General features: G+C 42.0%; 15 protein-coding genes. 11 read left to right on the top strand and 4 right to left on the bottom strand.

What is annotated here, in order from left to right:
- The first annotated feature begins 288 nt into the window (after positions 1–288).
- On the top strand, positions 289–945 hold the full coding sequence (locus KMW37_RS09915) for a metallophosphoesterase family protein (RefSeq protein ID WP_215224459.1): 657 nt from the start codon (positions 289–291) through the stop codon (positions 943–945).
- Here KMW37_RS09915 and KMW37_RS09910 read toward each other — a convergent pair.
- Entirely contained in the window at positions 917–2,467 is a 1,551-nt protein-coding gene (locus KMW37_RS09910; protein WP_215224458.1) for a Ppx/GppA phosphatase family protein, read from the bottom strand. The genes KMW37_RS09915 and KMW37_RS09910 overlap by 29 nt on opposite strands.
- Before the next feature lie 71 nt (positions 2,468–2,538).
- On the bottom strand, positions 2,539–4,431 hold the full coding sequence (gene gndA / locus KMW37_RS09905) for an NADP-dependent phosphogluconate dehydrogenase (protein ID WP_215224457.1): 1,893 nt from the start codon (positions 4,429–4,431) through the stop codon (positions 2,539–2,541).
- Positions 4,432–5,315: 884 nt separating this feature from the next.
- On the opposite strand from gndA, the gene KMW37_RS09900 reads away from it, so the two are divergent.
- The 6 genes from KMW37_RS09900 (at position 5,316) to KMW37_RS09875 (ending at position 12,575) form a co-directional block, all read left to right on the top strand.
- Entirely contained in the window at positions 5,316–6,389 is a 1,074-nt protein-coding gene (locus KMW37_RS09900) for a Gfo/Idh/MocA family protein (RefSeq protein ID WP_215224456.1), read from the top strand.
- A 104-nt stretch (positions 6,390–6,493) separates the two neighbouring features.
- A complete protein-coding gene (locus KMW37_RS09895; protein ID WP_215224455.1) occupies positions 6,494–8,362 on the top strand; it encodes an MGH1-like glycoside hydrolase domain-containing protein in 1,869 nt (622 codons plus the stop codon).
- Between the two features lie 374 nt (positions 8,363–8,736).
- Entirely contained in the window at positions 8,737–10,491 is a 1,755-nt protein-coding gene (locus KMW37_RS09890) for a helix-turn-helix domain-containing protein (protein ID WP_246581428.1), read from the top strand.
- A 396-nt stretch (positions 10,492–10,887) separates the two neighbouring features.
- Positions 10,888–11,883 (top strand): NAD(P)-dependent alcohol dehydrogenase, encoded by a 996-nt coding sequence (locus KMW37_RS09885; RefSeq protein WP_215224453.1) that lies wholly within the window; start codon positions 10,888–10,890, stop codon positions 11,881–11,883.
- Positions 11,880–12,047 carry a hypothetical protein gene (locus KMW37_RS09880; RefSeq protein ID WP_215224452.1) on the top strand — a complete coding sequence of 56 codons (168 nt, stop codon included), beginning with the start codon at positions 11,880–11,882 and terminating at the stop codon, positions 12,045–12,047. The genes KMW37_RS09885 and KMW37_RS09880 overlap by 4 nt, the downstream gene beginning before the upstream one ends.
- Positions 12,048–12,134: 87 nt before the next feature.
- The gene (locus KMW37_RS09875) at positions 12,135–12,575 is read left to right on the top strand and encodes an MBOAT family protein (protein ID WP_215224451.1); all 441 of its coding nucleotides are present in this window, start codon (positions 12,135–12,137) and stop codon (positions 12,573–12,575) included.
- Positions 12,576–12,770: 195 nt separating this feature from the next.
- On the opposite strand, the gene KMW37_RS09870 is transcribed toward KMW37_RS09875, so the two are convergent.
- Complete coding sequence (locus KMW37_RS09870) at positions 12,771–14,642, bottom strand: hypothetical protein (RefSeq protein WP_215224450.1); 1,872 nt, start codon at positions 14,640–14,642, stop codon at positions 12,771–12,773.
- Between the two features lie 368 nt (positions 14,643–15,010).
- Here KMW37_RS09870 and KMW37_RS09865 point away from each other — a divergent pair, with 368 nt between their 5' ends.
- Together KMW37_RS09865 and rhuM are read left to right on the top strand one after the other, a co-directional pair.
- Entirely contained in the window at positions 15,011–15,478 is a 468-nt protein-coding gene (locus KMW37_RS09865; protein ID WP_246581427.1) for a hypothetical protein, read from the top strand.
- The gene (gene rhuM / locus KMW37_RS09860) at positions 15,475–16,443 is read left to right on the top strand and encodes a virulence protein RhuM/Fic/DOC family protein (RefSeq protein WP_215224448.1); all 969 of its coding nucleotides are present in this window, start codon (positions 15,475–15,477) and stop codon (positions 16,441–16,443) included. Before KMW37_RS09865 ends, rhuM begins: the two co-directional genes overlap by 4 nt.
- Positions 16,444–16,575: 132 nt before the next feature.
- Here the strand turns inward: rhuM and KMW37_RS09855 are convergent, their stop codons facing one another.
- Positions 16,576–17,505: a helix-turn-helix domain-containing protein gene (locus KMW37_RS09855; RefSeq protein ID WP_215224447.1), complete on the bottom strand. Its 930-nt coding sequence runs from the start codon at positions 17,503–17,505 to the stop codon at positions 16,576–16,578.
- Between the two features lie 160 nt (positions 17,506–17,665).
- Here KMW37_RS09855 and KMW37_RS09850 point away from each other — a divergent pair, with 160 nt between their 5' ends.
- Positions 17,666–19,195: an aldehyde dehydrogenase family protein gene (locus KMW37_RS09850; protein WP_215224446.1), complete on the top strand. Its 1,530-nt coding sequence runs from the start codon at positions 17,666–17,668 to the stop codon at positions 19,193–19,195.
- A gap of 69 nt (positions 19,196–19,264) precedes the next feature.
- A complete protein-coding gene (locus tag KMW37_RS09845; RefSeq protein ID WP_215224445.1) occupies positions 19,265–19,645 on the top strand; it encodes a DUF779 domain-containing protein in 381 nt (126 codons plus the stop codon).
- Positions 19,646–19,694 lie beyond the last annotated feature (49 nt).

The raw sequence follows: 19,694 nt of genomic DNA, 5'->3' as shown, positions 1-19,694 counted from the left end.
CTTACCTATAAATTCCCTATTTGGAATTTTCAGCTTTTGCTTTCCAAATGCCTCCTATTAATCTTTTAGGAATTTACCCTAATGCAAAGAAGAATAAAATGAGTTCCCTCTATCAATCAGATGATTTATATCACCATTTCCAAACAAACTACAAACAACTAACTTCCAAGCACTTCCAAAACAGAACATGTATGTTCTGCTCTACTGAGAAATGCTTAAATTGTATCATGAACATCAGTCTTGTTACATAAAATCGACACACAACAAATCATTAAAACCAGACAGATTATGCGATTATTTTTTATAGGAGATATCCATGGTTGTTACCATACATTTTTAAAGCTCTTGGAATCCTGGCTGCCCGAAAAAGAAATGCTTGTTCAAGTAGGAGACCTTATTGACAGGGGAAATTATTCTCCTGAAGTCACTCTTTTAGCCCAGAAATTAGAAACCCAAAACCCGAATAAAGTCATTTTTCTTCGGGGAAATCATGAACAGATGATGATTGATTTTTTGGATAATAAGCCCTCGGGCAACAGCTGGATGTACAATGGGGGCAGCCAAACCTTAAAGCAATTTAATGAGCGAAAAAAGGATTTGGAAGCAACTTTGGCCTGGATAAAAGACCGCCCTTTAATTTGGGAGAATGAGCATATCCTGGCCTCACATGCAGGTTTTTCCGATACGCCCAATCCACTTGATGTCCACCATAAAGAGGGAATACTATGGAATAGAAGCCCTTTAAAAAACATGGGCAAAACCCAAGTCATAGGCCATACCCCGCTCCAAGAGGGAAAAGCCAGGTACACCGGGGCATCAAACTCCTGGAATATTGACACGGGGGCTTACCGAGGCTTTTGTCTTACTGGAATAAAACTTAATGAGAAAGGGCAGTTTCTAGAAGAATTCAATATCCCTACATTGGCACAGGACTATCTGCTGTAATTACTACATTTTTCTTCATGGCCTTTTCAAGGACATTTCTGTGCCGCATGGATTCCCATATTTCCAAATCTGGATTTTCTTCTCCCTGTAATGAAATCTTAAGCGTTTCCTCCTGAATTTCACACAACACTTTTTCTACCCACTGGTTTTTGGTTTTGTCCAATCCTATGGCGATGCGCATTATTCCCGACAAAAATCGGATCATGCGTTTTTGACCTTTGGGCAATCTTTTAAACTTTTTCTGCTTTTTCTTAGGGCCTTTTTTTCGATGGTACCTAGCCAATAAGCCCAATAATAAAATCTCTTCATTGGTAAATCCCCGCAATCGGGAATGGGCAATGATATATTGGGAATGTTTATGATACTTTGGATAACCGATAAAATGCCCCACTTCAAATATCATACAGGCAAACTCAAGAATTTCACGGTGGGATTTATCCAATCCATGTTGTTCCTGAAGCTGGTCAAATAACTGCAGTGCCAAATGGGCTACATGCTTCTTTTGTTCTACATCACTTTTGTAACGCAGGGCCAAATGGGAAACACTCCTGTGCCGCAAATCTCCCTCCGGGTATAGCAGGTCTTTTTTCCTTCCTACATTACTGTCCAGATAATCCAAAATCAAGCCCTCCCTAAGGGAAGCATCGCAGAGGGTAATTGAATCTGCCTTGGCCATCTGTAGCAAGCGAACCAATAGCAAACTTCCCAGATGTATGGCATCTACACGATTGCTGCTGATCCCAGGAACCTTCTCCCTTTTCTCAGGTCCCATTTTCAACAACTTCTTGGAGAGCTTTTCCAATTCCTTGGTGCTGACCACCTCCGCATTAACTGTGCTAATAGGGCTACCTTTGGAAGCCAAATGAGCCGCCTCACCTAAGGTCCTGATCGTACCGGAAGTACCAATCACCTTAGAAAATCCCTCAGCCACTACCTCCTTCATAATCTCCTCCGCAGCCAGTTGAATATGACCTTCCAAATCCCTAATATCCTCTATATTCAAAGTATCCTTTCCACCGGCCATATCCAATAGTCTGAGTACACCGAGCTTGATACTTTTCTTAAAGAATATATCCTCTTGATTTCCCACTGTGGCCTCGGTACTCCCTCCACCAATATCCAATACCAATACTTTTTCGTCTCCAAATGCAATGGCACGGCGTACAGCCAAAAAGATCAGCCTTGCCTCTTCCTTGCCGGAAATCACCCTGGGCACTATCCCGGTTTCCTTGGACAGTTTATCCAGAAAGGCCCCACCATTTTTGGCCTCACGGGTAGCACTGGTCGCAGCGGTGATGATCTCATCCACCCCAAACTGATCTGCCAGCTGTACATACCTTTTGATGACCTCTAGCCCACGGTCAAAGGCATCTTGGGAAAGCTGGTTGGTAGCAAACACCCCAACGCCCAACTTGACCATTTCTTTCTCATCAATCAGCACCTTGATATTCTGCCTGGCAGTAACTTCTGCAATGACCAAATGAATGGAATTGGTTCCAATATCTATCGCAGCTAAATTCATACTCCTTTTGGGTTATATTAAATCCTTCAATCAATTCTATAGGCCAGGAAAATAGTTGCCGGCCAAGAATTTTATTTCCATTCAGTATGATAAAGTGAGTCTTCCGACTCGCCTACCTTTCGGTATTTATGGGCACCAAAATAATCCCTTTGGGCCTGAATCAAATTGGCCGATGAATTGGCAGTGGTCAAGGCAAAGAAATAATTGATGGAAGCCGACATTACGGGCATGGCTATACCCGCTTTTAGGGCTGCCCCTACTACTTCTGCCAGGTCCTGACTGCCTTTTTTAAATGGCTTTTCCAATTCAGCGGCTGTCAACAAACTATCGGTCTGCTTAAACACTTCCACCAGTTCTTCCATTAAAGTGGACCGAATGATACAGCCTTGGGTCCAGTTTCGCGCAATTTCACTAAAGTCAAAATCCCATTTTTCCTTCTCCCCCACTTTCTTGATCAGGCTAAAACCAATTTCATGGGTAATCAACCTGGTCATATCATAAGCCCCTTTAAGGGCGCTGAGTACTTTTTCCTTGTCAATAGCTGTATACTCACGAGGAAATCGCTGGGCAAGCGCCATTCTCTTTTCCTTAAGTGAGGAGATTACTCTGGTAGTTACAGCTGCAGTAAGCGGTGCATAGGGCACACCATATTTAGAAGCCGTACCAACTGACCAACCGCCAGTTCCTTTTTGCTCGGCCTGGTCCAATATTTTATCCAGCAATAATTCCCCACCCTCTTTATAGGCCAATATATCCATGCTGATATCCAACAAATAACTGCCAGAACCTGACTTGGTCCAGGTTTTCCAATTCTTGATAATTTCTTCAGGACTCATTGCTAATCCATATCTCATAAATGCATAAAGCTCGGCCAATGCCTGCATCTCGCCATATTCAATGCTATTATGCACCATTTTCACAAAATGCCCTGCCCCACCGGGACCTACATAATGCATGCAGGGTTTCCCATCCTTATCTTTCGCGGCAATCTTGGTTAAAAATGGTGCAATCATTTCAAAGCCCTCTTTTGACCCTCCAGGCATAAGCGCAGGGCCTTTTCTGGCACCTTCCTGGCCTCCAGAAATCCCCATGGGAACATAATGAATCCCTTGGCTGGCCAAATAACTCACCCTCTTATTGCTGTCCTCAAAAAAAGAATTCCCGCCGTCAATAATGACATCTCCTTTGTCCACCACCCTCAAGAGCCGGGCAATCTGCTGGTCAATAATCTGCCCCGCAGGAATCATCATCAATATCTTTCGGGGCTGAACCAAAGATTCCACAAATTCATCCAATTTATCAAAAGGCAGGATTCCTGAAACCTCAGGATGGGCATCCACCAGCTTCTTGGCTACATCTTCTTCTACGCCTTCCAAGGTCCGATTATATACAGAGATTTTCACTCCTTTCTCGGCTAGGTTAAGTGCCAGACTACTGCCCATTACTCCCATACCGATAATACCAAAGGAGGATACTGCCTTCTTATTTTCTAATTTGCTCATAATGTCTTTTACTATTTTTTCTGGTGTTTGTGTAATGTCAATTGATTGGGCATAGCGGGGAATTTCCAAGGTTTCCAGTTGGGACGCTAGCAGGCCAGTAGGCATATAATGACCTTGACGGCTTTCCATTCGCTCCTCGATCAAGCTGGCTTGGCCCCTTAGAAAAAACCAATCTACCAAGGTGCCATATTGTACCAAAATGCTTCTGTAAGTTTCCTTTAGGGCGGAGCAGGCCAGAATCGCCCCACCTCCTTTTTCCCAGTCTGACAACTTTACAGAAAGTGTCTCCAACCAAGGTTTCCTGTCCAGATCATTGAGCGGAATTCCCGCTCGCATCTTTTGAATATTCTCTTCTGGGTGAAAGTCATCAGCATCATAAAAGGGAAGCTTTAGCGATTCACTCAGCATTTTTCCAATTGTAGTCTTTCCGCTTCCGGAAACCCCCATTAACAAAATTATCATGCTTTAATTTATATAAATATTCGATAAAAATAATAAGAAAGAAATAGTTTTCAGGCTAAGATTTTTCTTCTTACACATTTGACAAAATCCAGCCTAAAAACTTTATAAGTCCTCAATAAATAGTGGGATTATGTGTTAAAACATTATAGAAAAATGAAGTAAGCACTAGTCCTAAAATCAGTCGAGCAAAATGCTTTTGACAATAATATTGAATATACTGTAGAATTTATTTTTTGATTATATGAATATCCGGTTTCACACCAGTAGCTTTATTCCTCACGGATTTCACAGATTTCCACTGATCTACCTGGCGGTAGACAGGTTTAATTAATTATTTCTGTGAAATAGGTGTCATTTTTAAGAGAATGTTTAAAGGGTAATACTTACTTGTGGAATAGCAGATATACAGATTTGATTAATAAAGACTTCCTGAAATCATATTCAATTCAAGATCCTTAAAAGAGGTCCTTGGGGCGTCAATCAAATATATTCCTGCTTCAAGACCAAGTCAAACCGAAATCCTAAACCCGGCCTTTGGAGCATTCGGTTTTGGGACAGTTGATAAGGGCGTTAAAAAAATGAGTTAGCTCGCGAAGTGGAGGGACAAGCGTAAAGAAAACAGTCAGTGACTGTTTTTAGCGAGTAGCCAGCTTGCAGGGTAGGCTCTATCGTTTAGATGTCGTTTCTTCAGCCTAAAGAACCTGTCTCGATCACCATCGATCCCTATATCCACTCATTTTTAGCCTGAGGCAACTATTCAAATCAAATTGGAAATCTGAAACAATATCGATAATGAATTTGACCAAGCCTTAATTATTCAACTAAATCTCCCGGATTTACTATATTTGAAATTTTAGAAACTAAGAATAAAACGATTTAGAAATATGCATCATCCTTTAAGAATTTTGGTCGTAGGCTGTGGCAATATGGGCGCTTCCCATGCCCAAGCGTATCACCAACTGGACGGATTCGAGATTTGTGGCCTGGTAGCAAGAGGTAACAGTAATCAGGAACTCAATGAGAAAATGGGCACAGACTACCCTTTATTCTCCGACTATTTTGAGGCCTTGGACAGCACAAAGCCTGATGCCGTTTGTATCGCCACTTACCCTGACACCCATGAGGAATATGCATTGAAAGCGCTGGAAGCAGGCTGCCATATTTTTATAGAAAAGCCCTTGGCAGATACTGTTGCCGGTTCTGAGAGGATAGTCGCAGCCGCAAAAGAAGCCAATAAAAAAGTGGTGGTAGGTTATATCCTTAGGCATCATCCTTCCTGGATGAAGTTTACGGAGATCGCCCAAGGACTGGGACAACCGCTGGTGATGCGCATGAACCTCAATCAGCAAAGCCATGGCAGGATGTGGGACGTACATAGAAACTTGATGAAAAGCCTTAGCCCCATCGTGGACTGCGGCGTACATTATATAGATGTGATGTGCCAGATGACCGGCTCCAAACCTGTTAGGGTATCGGCCATTGGCGCTAGGCTGACCGATGATATCCCTGAGGACAATTATAATTACGGACAATTACAGATCACCTTTGAAAATGGCTCGGTGGGCTGGTATGAAGCAGGCTGGGGCCCCATGGTCAGCGAAACGGCCTTTTTTGTGAAAGATGTTTTTGGGCCTAAGGGATCAGCTTCTATAGTAGCTAAGGAAGCCAGTGGGGCAGGCAAATCAGATTCCGTGGATGACCATACCAAAACCGAATCCATCCGCATCCACCATGCGGCCATCGATGCCAATAATGAATTTGTAAAAAAGGACGAATGGGTAGAAATGAAAGATGAACCCGGCCACCAGGAACTTTGCGACCGTGAGCAGGCCTACTTCCTCAAGGCCATCCAAGAGGATATAGACCTGGCCTCCCATCTGGAGGATGCCGTCAATAGCTTAAAGGTTGCCTTTGCCTGCGATGAATCCGTAAAGACGGGCAAAATGGTGGAATTGTAATATGACCTAATTAGCATTAAAAAGTACTTGCCTAAAAGTCCCTGTCATAGACATTCCTTTGGTTTACAGACAGATTGCATATTATTTACACGAAGATATTAATTATGATATTTCATTTTTCAAAAGCTAGAACCCAATATTACCCTGTGCTATCGCTGTTACTTATAATTTTCACCATCATTAGCTGTAATCAAGCAGAACCGGATTATACAGCCGAACTAAATCGCCTAAAGCGTGAAGCTAAAGATTCATTATTGAATGATATAGTGGAGTTTAACGCATACAAAGACAGGCCTGAATCTGACGGACCTTATAATAGCAGCAACAACAGTACTTTTCTGCAGGACAATATCCCCTTATTTATATCTTCTGATAAAGAATTTACTGAAGTCTACAATTACCGTTGGTGGATGATTTCTAAACACTTACGATCATGGAAAGACCCTGAGGAAAACAAGGACTATTGGGTTTTCACAGAATTCTTTGGATGGCCGGCCCATGGCAGTGTTAGCGGAGCGATATCTTGTCCGGCTGGACATCAATTTTATGACCTGCGTTGGTTAAGAGATCCACAATATATGGAATCCTATATCGATTTTTATATGAAGGGATACGCCTCAAAACATGAGCAGCGTGAAGGGCCTAATTTCCATAGCTACATTAAAAGGCCAGAAAGCCATCATTTTTCTAGTTGGATGATAGATGGTACAGAAGCATTTCTAAAAGTTCATCCTAATAATGCTTGGCGTGATGGATTGCTTCCTTATTTGGAAAAACACCAACAAGTATGGGATGAAAAATTCATGGTCCACAAAGAAGGCGCAAAAACAAATGGCCTATACAAGATCCTTGATCTGTATGATGGTATGGAGTTTACTATTTCAGCTACCATGCCGCTCATAGAAAGTGATGGCCCCTATGCTATATACACTGAACAAGATTGGAAGAAGTATTACCTGGGATGGAACACCATTGGAAACCTCCAAGGTGCTGAACACACAAAAGCTTATCCCAAGGCTTTTGCCCATGGCTACCCTTTGTTATACTTGGTTCGCCCATCCATCAACAGCTATTATTATGCAAACTTACGCTCTTTGAGTAATCTTTATGGTTTAAAAGCCGATGAATCCGATCAACAATTAGATCGTTTAAAAAGCGAAACCTACTTAAATAGAGCCAACTCATTGCAGCAGAAAGCACTATCTGTCCTATGGGATGAAGAGGGACAGTTTTTCTATTCGTATACAGCTGCCGATAATGCTTATGGGGTCAAGGACAAACTATCAAAGGTAAGAGAGTCTGTAGGCTATACACCTTGGTATTTTAATATGGTTCCCAAAGATGATAAAAAATATGACGTTGCTTGGGAAATGCTCTCTTCCCAAAATGGATTTGACAATGCAAAGGGAATGACCACTGCCGAAATGCAACATCCATTGTACAATGAAGAAGCCTATGCCTGGAACGGAAGAGGCTGGCCTTTTCAAAATTCCGTGGTAAATAAAGCTTATGCCAATTACCTGAAAAACTACAAAAAGGAAATCACCGAATCCGACAAAGAACTACTCTATGACCTGATAAAAAAACTGGTTGATATGCATGGAGAGGAGCGAAATATAGGGGAATGGTACATCCCCAGCAATGGGGAACAATTTGGAGGAGTCAAAGACTATTTCCATTCCACTTTCCCTGATATGTTGATTGCAGATTTACTGGGCTTTAAAGCCACGCACAAAGATGAATTTTCGCTGCAAACACTTCTACCAAATGACAAATGGGATTACTTTTATTTGGGCAATATCAGGTATCACGGCCACGATATTGATATTATTTGGAAAAAGGATTGGAGTCCTGATATTGAAGGTGACCAAAGTAAACTCTGTGTTTGGGTTGACCATCAATTGGTATCAAAAAGCAATTCATTAAGTGAAAAGGTTATAATTAGCCTAGATGAAGTAGGAAAAGGCCATTAATCTGTTTTTAAGGGGGCTATCTTCTATTGCTAAAATCATAAATTAGTTGGGCAATCAAAGAGAACAAAGTACCATAAAAGCATTCAGAACGCTGAGCCATTCTTAGTTTTGTACATTACCTGCATGAATTTATCACTTCAACAGATTAGTGATTGATAATCCTAACCTCCAAAGGATATCCCCCATTAAACTAAATGATATTGAAAACAGCGTAATTACAGGGAATAACAATCCCTATTAAATGATTAAATCAATCCTTATTACTATTTTGACTTCGCTCATTTCAAAATAAAAGAAGATCATCAGGCAAGCATAAAATGAATCCTACTCCTCACCTATCTGACAAAACAATTGCGGTGCTCCCCTTTGTAAACATGAGCGCGAGTGAAGAAAATGAGTATTTCAGTGATGGTATTACGGAGGAGATCATCAATGCCTTGGCCAAGATAGATGGGCTTAAGGTCACTTCCAGAACTTCCGCATTTCATTTCAAGGGGAAAAAAATTACCATTCCCGAAATAGGAAAGCAATTGGGCGTTTCCACTTTGCTTGAAGGCAGTGTCCGGCTGGCCGGAAATTCCATGCGCATCACAGCGCAATTGATAGATGCCGCTGAGGATTTCCACTTTTGGTCGGAAACGTGGGACAGAACACTCGATAATATATTTGAAGTGCAGGATGAGATCAGCCTGCTCATAGCCGAGCGATTACGTGAGCATTTTGGCCACTTCGAAATCCAGGAACACCTGGTTGAGGTTAAGACCAAAAGTGTAGAAGCATACCAACTCTATCTCAAAGGTCGGCAGACCTTCAATAAATGGAACCCTGAAGATGTAAGACAGTCAATTATATTTTACCAGCAAGCCCTGAATATTGACCCAAACCATGCAGAAGCGCTAATCGGTTTGGCAGATGCCCACAGTTTTTTGGCCACCGTTACTTCCATTCCATTCGAAGAAGGATGGGGAAAATGCGCAGAACTGACACAGAAAGCATTGGAGATTAACGAAAATTTACCGGAAGCCTACTACCAGCTGGCCAACCTGGCTTTCTTCATCCATTGTAATTACCGAGAAGCATTTGAACATGCAAGCAAGGCAGTGAGCCTGAACCCAAACCATGTAGAATCGCAGCAATTCATGGCTTTTCTCTATATCCTGGCGGGAAAGAAGTCCAAAGCCCGAAGCCATTTGAACAATGCATTGAGTATTGATCCTCTTTCACAGGAAACACAATTCTTCAGTGGCTATGTCGAGTATATGACAGAAAACTATACCAAGTCTTTAAAACAATTGGATGCTTGCCTGGAAGCAAACCCTATGAATATTCCGGTTCATGCCGTAAAAACGCTCTGCTTATTGAAATTGGGGCGATATGATGAGGCCGTCCATTACTTTGATGCGCTGCCTCCTGAAATCGTAGTTCCTGGTGAAAAAGCTGGAAGCCAGGCTATAGGCTATGCGCTGATGGGAGATAAAGCCAATGCGAAAAAAACTGAGCAAACCTTGATAGCATTGGCCAATGGGGATGATGGTTTTACTGCAGACTCCTTTCTCTTCTTACTGGCTGGGGCAATGAATAGAAGTGAGGAGGCATTTGTCTGGGTGGAAGGCGCTATCAAGAAGGGTTCTCCCCTCTTATTGCTTCGATATGCAGACCCGCTTGTATACCCAATTAAGGAGGACCCGCGATATTCCGAATTTCATCGTCAACTTTTTCCGCAAGACCTTTTTGATATCAATAATGAAGCGGGCAAAAAGAGCAGCTTGCTAGATGAGGAAACGGCTGCAGCTTACAAAGCAAGGTTGACACAAATCTTCAAAACAGAAAGGCCACATTTACAACCGGACCTTTCCTTGAGATCCCTATCCGCTCAAATTGGCATTCAGGCCAACCAGCTATCCTGGTTACTGAACAATGGCTTCGGAAAGAACTTCAACGAATTCATCAATCATTATAGAGTAGAAGAATTCAAGCAACTGGCAATACGTCCTGAAAATACCCATCTCACCATTATGGCCATTGCCTACGACTGCGGTTTCAACTCCAAAACCGTTTTCAACACTTATTTTAAGAAAGAAACCGGTATAACGCCAAAGCAATACCTGAAAGAACAAAACATAATTTAAATAACTTGTTGTTGTGTTAATTCTATATTTTGATAAAACTAATTATTTAAAATAATACTTTAAAAAATGACAAATGGAAGTATTTTTTCTAGCAATTAAGTTTGTTTCCTAGGCTTTACTCTTCATTTCTTTTCCTTAGATGAAAAGAAACGAAGCAAAGAAAAATCAAGACACAGCTAAAGCTTCTACGCTCAAGGCCACCGCCACCCCGCAGCTGTGTCGACCTCCCCGCAATAATGACATTTCAAATTGAAGGACTTTAACTAACTAGTGCAACGGGTTTAAATACTTTTTTAGTTCCGATTTATAATTCCGAACACACACTTGAGCATCCGAACCCTGATGCAAAATCAAAGTGGCAACTTAGCATCATAATCTTGAAAAAACACATTAATTATGAGAGCTATTATCACAACAGGCTACGGGTCTCCAGAAATTTTCAAAGTAGGTAAGGTAGCCAAGCTAACTGCAAAACCAAATGAGCTGTTGATTAAAATCCATGCCTCTTCAGTGACCAAAGCTGATACCATGATGCGAACCGGGAAACCCTATATTGGTCGTTTGATGATCGGACTTACCAAGCCGAAAAATCCCATCTGGGGAACAGGCTTCGCAGGTATTGTTGAGTCAGTGGGTTCTGAAGTCACTCAATTTAAAGTAGGCGATAAGGTTTTTGGTGAGAACATCGCTACTATGGGGACTTATGCAGAATTTGTTACTGTACCAGAAGATGGAATCGTCGCCCATATACCTAAAAACCTTGGTTATGAAGAAGCTGCTTGCTTATGCGATGGCGGTATTACTTCGCTTAATTTTCTGTGCGTTCTGGGCAATATCAAATCCGGTCAAAAAGTATTGATCAATGGGGCATCCGGATCATTGGGAACAGCAGCCATCCAAATTGCCAAATACTTTGGTGCTGAGGTAACCGGCGTTTGCAGCCGCAAAAACATTGACATGGTAAAAGAATTGGGGGCTGATCATGTAATTGATTATAATAAGGAAGATTTCACCTTAAACACCAATACTTATGATATTATTTACGATACTGTAGGTAAACGTTCATTTGCAGCATGCCAAAATGCTTTGACGGAGCATGGGGTGTATGCCTCTCCCGTACTCGGTATGCCTTTATTGCGTGATATGATGTTTACTGCTGTTTTTGGAAAAAAGAAGGCGAAGTTCTCAGCTACTGGAGCCCTTCCCCAAAAGAAGATCAAACGTCTACTTAAGTTTCTGATTGAGATCATTGAGTCGGGAAAGCTCAGGTTGGTTATTGATAGGACCTACCCTTTAGAACAGCTAGCTGATGCACATCAATATATAGATAAAGGTCATAAGAAGGGAAATGTGGTATTAATGCCACATATTCAGCCCATAGCACGATCATGAAAAAGAAAGAAACGAATTATATAGGTGCAGGGATCATTATCGGAACAGGAATTGGTACCGCGTTCGGTCTCGCATTGGACAATATCGCCATTGGTATTTCTGTGGGGCTTGCTATCGGAGCCGCTATTGGATATACCATTCAACACGAAAAAGAAAAACGCTGAAGTCACTAGGAACACAAATTGTTAGCTCCTAAATTATTATGCACTTATTGCAATCAATTTCATCTCAGCATATAAAAACTGCTTATTATGAACTTATCTGACTATATAAAGAAAAGAAATGGAGTACCAATGGGGGCAGATAATTCACTTCGAAATATGCTGCATCGCTCTTTGGGTTCCGGAAAGTTTTCTACGTTTTGGAAATACTGGAACCCTATTTGGAGTTATTTTTTAGGAAAGTATATTTTCCAACCCCTTAAGCTATTTTTGCCTGCTGCTCTCTCGCTTTTAATCACCTTTGCTGTCTCTGGTTTTTTACATGATTTAGTGATCATGATCATAAATAGGAACTTCACCCTATTGCTAACACCTTGGTTTGTATTAATGGGGCTTTGTGTGATTTTAGGTGACTATACCAAAATTGACTATTCAAAATTCCCATGGCTAGTGCGTGCAACAATCAACCTAATCATCATTGCAAGCTGTTTGTTTATGGCTTATCAAGTAAAGTTTCTATATGATTTATAGTGTGCTAAAATTAGTTTCTATTGGAATAATTTTACCGTCATAATCCGCTAAACTGCGTTTGCAATATGGGTTCCTAAATCCTAGCATTTTTAATGCGATAATAAGGCTGTAATCTCTCCAAAAACTGGACAATTAAAAACGCTAAACTTTTAACCAAACCACTATCATTAAAAGCAGAAAAGCCTAAAACCCCCATCAATTAAGGTAATGCCGCCAATGGAATACCAGCCTCATTCCCAAATACCAAATCTCACTTAACTCCACACGACTGGCAGATTCCGGCGCAAGGGTCTTTTCCCTATGTGGAATATCGACGCCAAATGAGAATTGAAGCTTTAAGGTGGCACTTTGGGTATTGGAAAAAGTCCTGGTGGGTTGATACTCGAGAAATGGGAAGTCCCATTTTGTTGATCTATAGCCTACTAGGAAAGCCTGAGTATAATTCCTGTTAGGGATAACAAGAGATTCCCGGATCCTCCGTATTCCGTAAAAGGAAAGCCCTACCTCCCTTCCTAAGATGAACTGAAAGCGGCCGATAGGGGTGGATATTCCAGATTGCCAGGGAATCAGTCCCCCATTGCCCGCTCTCACAGCCATACCCTGGAAGGCTTGGGGAGCCATCCAAGAAAGAAAGGGAGCCGCAAGGATCAGATCACCTGGAATAAGCAAGAAAGGCATTCGCATGCGTAGGTTATAGGCCGACCTTCCTGGGATCGTAGAAGTAACCGAACTGCCTTGATAGCTTAAGCTCGGATCGACAAACTGACTGGTGGTCGGTGAATCCTGCCGCCATCCCAGTTGGATAAAAGCCAATCCATCGCCAGCCTTGTTCATCACACCGTCCAGTCCAAGCCCAAAAATCAAATTGGCTTCAATACTTCCTATCAAGGCCTTTTCATGCTGATAGGGACTGAATCCCCCTCTCAATCCTGCTGTCTCCAAGGAAGAGGATGCTCCGATAAAGGGGCCCAACTCGGTACGAAAACGAGCCAGTTCACCCAAGCCCTCAGAAAGCCCTGGCATGGGAGTGCCCATCAGCACCTTTTCCAGTAAATCCATATCAAAGACCATATTGGGCATGTCGTTATTCGAGCAAACATCAAAAGTATCCGGTAAAATCTCTTGGGGATTAAAAGCTAAGGCTTCTTCGCTTGCTTCCTGTAGCATTACATCGCAAAATTGTTCCAGACTCTTTTGAACAGCTTGAGCAGCTACCGATGCATCTATTGGACGCATATAGGCGTCTCCAGTAAGTACCTTACGTTGATTATCCCAGGTTTCTACCTCTAATCCGGCCTCATTATAGTGATCGTGGGTCCCTTTACGCTGGGCTGCATTTCCCCAAGTACCGGCCACATGACCAGCAGCATAAACATCCTGTATAAAGTGGAGAGCAAAGGCCTCATTGGCCAAGGCGGCTAGAAGAATTGCAGAGCGTTGTTCTTGTGTGAGATTTGCTGCTTTTGACTGGGCCGCTCTTCCCATTGCCTTTGTATGAAAATAGGCATAGGCACCTAGAGCATTCAGCGGAGCGCCTTCCCGAAGGCATTCCCTGAAATAATCCTCCACTGTCCTGTCTACCTCTGTCCTTGCCAGCAGAAAATGAACATTATTGGATCCTGCTCTTGTCGCATACTCGACATCAGCACGTTGCAACCTAATGTCAGAATTCCGGATGGCATTTAAGGTTTGATCAGCTCTTTTGGCCTTTTCCAGATCATTCCTTAACCTGACAGCAATATGGTCCACCTCCATAATCCAATCACTCTCAAGAATAATGCTCATCATTTGCTCCGGGGAACAGCTATGGTCCCCAGCAATAGCGGGCAATGACGCCAGATCCAGGGTTTCGGAATCCAGGCCATGCCGTGGATCCAAAATGGATACGGATAAGCGGTCTTCATGGCCGATACGAATCTGTGTCCAGATGGCCTCAAGTACCCTTCGGTGCTCAGGACTTAATTGCTGGATCGCCAATACCGTGATCTGCCTGTGCTCAGGATAAACCCAAGCATTGCTGGGCAATGAAAACACTAAAAGGATTATACAGATCAGCCAGCGTACCATAAAAATAGTTGAAGAGGGTTTCTATTAAAGATAATAAAATTCAGGGGTAATCTCTAAACACAAAACAACTGATTATAAGATCATTAAACAGTTTTATTGAGTATAATCAAAAAAATATAAACGAACATACTCAACTAACTTTATTCCTCCGTATATAGTTAGTTGAGTATGTTATGAGCAATTCTTAGAACCAAATGAACCACCCCGTATTTAAAGTGATTTTTTTTCCTTTTAAAGGGATCAATTCATCAAGGTTAATGTATGGAGGTTATTTTCTTTTCATAACTATCGCTTTTGTATCCAATTGGTTAGATTTATCTTCATCCATAGATTATTTAATTCGAACCTCACTAATCCTAATATTAGGATTGATCCTATATGCAGCCTATTGGGGTTCTCTGGAAAAAGAAAAGAAGTATGGGAAATTGGAAGGGGACCTTGAAATCTGTATAGAAAGAATTAGAGTAAATAACAATTCATATTATTGGTTGGAAATAGATAAATTTAAGTTTTGGCTGTTTCAAGTTGTTGACGAATTGTTATTTTCTGAAATATATCCAATCGCTAGATATTACGGTGGCCCAGCTTATTCTCAAGGAGGGAATAACTACGTGGAGTTCTTGGCTTCTGACAAAAAGGTTAAGGTATTTTTTCAATTAAAAACGCCTTCACACAAATTTGAGCTAAGGAGAATGATGCGGTTGCTTCTTTTTCATGACCGAATTAATCTCTCCACTACCTACATAGGATTAAACTTGGAATATGAAGAGATCCAAGAACTTAAAAAGGCCAAAATCAAGTATATTGAAGACCAGCAATCGAAGTTTAGCTCATGAAGCAAACAGGTGAAATAGTAATTTACCAATCTGGTCAAGACGCTCCTTCTATTCAGGTGCTTCTTGAAAATGACACTCTTTGGTTGGATCAATATAAGATTTCTGAATTGTTTGGTACAGATAGGACTTCAATAGTTAGACATATCCGTAATATTTACAAGCACTCTGAATTAGAGGAAAAGGCAACTTGTGCAAAAATTACACAAGTTCAACAGGAAGGCGAAAGAACGGTAAAGAGGCAGATAAAAATCTATAATTTGGATTTGATTATCTCCGTTGGTTATAGGGTAAATTCAAAAAAGGGAACTTCCTTCAGAATTTGGGCTAACAAGATCATCAAAGATCATTTGGTGAAAGGCTATACTTCTAATGAAAAAAGATTGCTGGAGCTTCAAAAAACAATTAAACTGGTAAATAGAACAATCCAAAGTCTTCGATCAGACGACCAGACAAAAGGCATATTTGAAGTTTTAGCTGAATTCTCGACTGCTTTGGATATTTTGGATGATTATGACCATCAAAGACTAAGTTTACCAGAGAGCCCAATCCAAGCTACTTTCAGAATATCCTACGAGGAAGCAAAACTTGCAATGGATGAATTGAAGAAAAGATTCGGTGGCTCAAGTCTTTTTGGAAATGAAAAAGATCAATCCTTCAAGAGTTCGATTTCAGCTATCGACCAAACATTCGATGGAATCGAACTGTACCGGAGTTTAGAAGAAAAAGCTGCACACCTTTTATATTTTGTAGTCAAAAACCATTCATTTTCAGACGGTAACAAGCGAATTGCTGCCTGGTTATTTATTTGGTATTTGGAGAAAAACAAAAGTTTATACCACCCAGATGGTACAAAAATTATTAGTGAAAACGCCTTAGTTGCTTTGACCTTGCTAATTGCTGAAAGCAAACCTGAAGAAAAGGAAATGATGATTAATGTAGTCGTAAATCTTCTTAACAGAACTTAGATTGATGGAGAACCCATAACATCACCTTGGGTACAGCGGGTTACTTAGGAAATATAAAAATCAGTCTTTCTTTAAGAAGCAAAAAGCTTCTAAAGCCCACCATCTACAAGCTGCAAAACCTTGTATTCTTCATTAAGCCCTTTTCCTTACCAACTCCCTTTCCTTCCATTCTGTTGGGGATATGCCTTCAAATTGCTTGAATACTCTGGAAAAATAGTTCACGCTGCTAAAGCCGCTTTCAAAACAGGCTTCGGTGATATTGCTGCCCTTCCAGAGGATTTGCTTCTTGGCCAGCTCCAGCCTCTCCCTGTTGACAAACCTAACCGGGGTTTCTCCCAATTCCCTTTGAAAGGCCCTGAAAAACTGAGCGCGAGATAGACAAGCCTGACTGGCCAATCCATTTATATCCAAGTTTTGCTGTAGATTTTGGCGGATAAAGCGGACCACATGGGCCAAGCGGTTTCTGGTACTGAGCTTATCGACATTTTGAAGTAGATAATGCCTGGCCTGCGTTTGCATCAAACTGGCGATCAACTCACGCGTGGTATTAGAGGCCTTCATTTGCTTTCCAAAGCCATTGTCCACCATCACCCTGATCAGGCTATTGAGATTTTCCTGAACCAGTTGATTGTTCATCAGCAAAAAATTATCCTTACTCCAGCTCCACTTTTCCTCATCCACTTTTGGGAAGTGTTCATTCAGCCAAGCCATGGTTTCCTGCACAAATCCCTCACTGATCTCCAAGGCCAAGCATTGGGTGGGATCATTATGGGTCGCCTCAGGAAAATCAATATACATGAGTTCTGAAGCAGGCATAACAATAGACTGACCAGGCAAAAACTCAAAACCATCCTGTGATTTCAGGTGCATGATTTTCTTGCCCTGAATCATACTTACGATAACAGGATTATCAAACTGGAGATCAAAACTATGGGCCAACCTGCTGGTTTCATACACATTCAGCACGGCATGGTCTGCCTGATGGGCAGTCCTATGCTCCACTTCAGATTTTGGCGTGCTAAAGATTTTGTATTTCTCCTTTAAATTAATGGCATCCAGCATTTTAAACTCTTCAATTATTCTCCAATAAATTAGGCAAAAAGGGACGATCCTCCAAAGCTTTCATAAAAATGAGATTATTGTGCTAATCAATGAAACTATCCTGAAAAGCTTTTTAATGATTCCTATACAAATTGTCCTTCGTACAAAAACCCAAAATAATATGACCACTATCGCACAAGAAAGGCCAGCTACCCAGTTGGCGCGACCAGAATTTAAACCCCACTATGACAATTTCATCGGCGGCAAATTTGTAGCCCCGGTGGGAGGAGAATATTTTGAAGTAATCAGCCCCGTGGACGGAAAAGCATTCACCAAAGTGGCAAGGAGCAAGGCTGCCGATATCGAATTGGCACTCGACGCTGCCCACAAAGCTTTTCCAAAATGGAGCTCTTCCTCCGCAACTGAAAGAAGCAATGTCATGCTCAAAATTGCTGATAGAATAGAAAACAAACTGGAATATCTAGCAGCCGTAGAAACCATTGATAATGGTAAACCAGTGAGAGAGACCATCAATGCTGACCTGGCGTTGGTGGTCGATCATTTTAGGTACTTTGCCGGTGTGATCAGAGCAGAGGAAGGCTCAGTGGCAGAACTGGACGCCTTCACCGTTTCCATGAATATAAAAGAACCTTTGGGAGTCGTCGGCCAGATCATTCCATGGAATTTCCCACTTTTGATGGCGACTTGGAAAATTGCTCCGGCCATGGCAGCAGGTTGCTGCACCGTCGTTAAACCAGCCGAGCAAACCCCTGCCTCCATCTTGGTCCTTATGGAACTGATCGGCGACTTGATCCCTGATGGGGTGGTGAATATTGTCAACGGTTTTGGCCCTGAAGCAGGCAAACCGCTGGCACAATCTCCAAGGGTGGCAAAAGTAGCCTTCACCGGTGAAACTACCACGGGTAGATTGATCATGCAATATGCCTCTGAGAACCTCAATCCAGTGACCATGGAATTAGGTGGCAAATCTCCCAATGTCTTCTTCCCATCCGTAATGGATGAGGATGATGAATTTTTGGACAAATGTATAGAAGGTGCCGTGATGTTTGCCCTTAACCAAGGGGAAGTTTGCACCTGTCCTAGCCGTATTCTCATCCATGAAAAAATTTACGATGTCTTTATGGAGAAGGTCATCGCTCGAGCCGAGGCCATACAAATGGGCCATCCATTGGACAAAAACACCATGATGGGGGCCCAGGCTTCCAAAGACCAATTTGAAAAAATCCTCAGCTATATTGATATAGGAAAACAAGAAGGTGCCGAGGTACTTACTGGAGGTAAAGCGGCCAGCTTGAATAGTGGCTTGGAAAACGGCTATTATATCCAACCCACCCTCTTGGAAGGACATAATAAAATGCGGGTATTCCAAGAAGAAATATTCGGACCGGTAAGTTCTGTCACCACCTTTAAGGATGTAGAGGAAGCCATAGAGATTTCCAATGACACATTGTATGGCCTCGGAGCTGGTGTATGGACCAGAAATGCCCATGAAGCTTACCAAGTCCCAAGGGCCATCAAAGCCGGGAGAGTTTGGGTCAACTGCTATCATGCCTATCCTGCACATGCACCTTTTGGGGGCTATAAAAAATCTGGTTTCGGTAGGGAAACGCACCTGATGATGCTCAACCATTATCGCCAGAACAAAAATATGCTGATCTCTTATGATAAAAATAAACTAGGATTCTTCTAGGAGTATTGTTTGGGTAATAAGGGAGCTGAGTGGACGCAGCTCCCTTTTGTTTCATCAAAACAATTTATCATGGCTTATCAAAGAGTAGGAATCAGCAATTCAGCAATAGCATTAATTGACCAGCTAAAAACTGACCACGGCCCCTTGATGTTTCACCAAAGTGGGGGCTGCTGTGATGGTTCCAGCCCCATGTGCTATGCCAAGGGAGAGTTTAAGACAGGAGCTTCTGATGTCTGGATGGGCAATATCCATGGATGTGATTTTTTCATGTCCAAGGACCAGTTTGAATATTGGAAGCACACCCACCTGACCTTGGATGTCACCGATGGCCGAGGGGCGAGTTTCTCACTGGAAATCCCCTATGGAAAAAGATTTATGATCCGTAGCCGGATGCTCACTGAGGAGGAGCTTGACGACTTGGAACCAGTTAAAAGTGGGGAAATTGAATAAAAGAACGAAAAGAGCCAAGTCCGAATCAATAGTTGATTCGGACTTGGCT

Source organism: Echinicola shivajiensis, assembly GCF_018642165.1.
In the GTDB taxonomy this organism is placed as follows: domain Bacteria; phylum Bacteroidota; class Bacteroidia; order Cytophagales; family Cyclobacteriaceae; genus Echinicola; species Echinicola shivajiensis.
The sequence above is the reverse complement of the archived record's forward strand: the minus strand, read 5'-3'. Positions and strand labels throughout refer to the sequence as shown.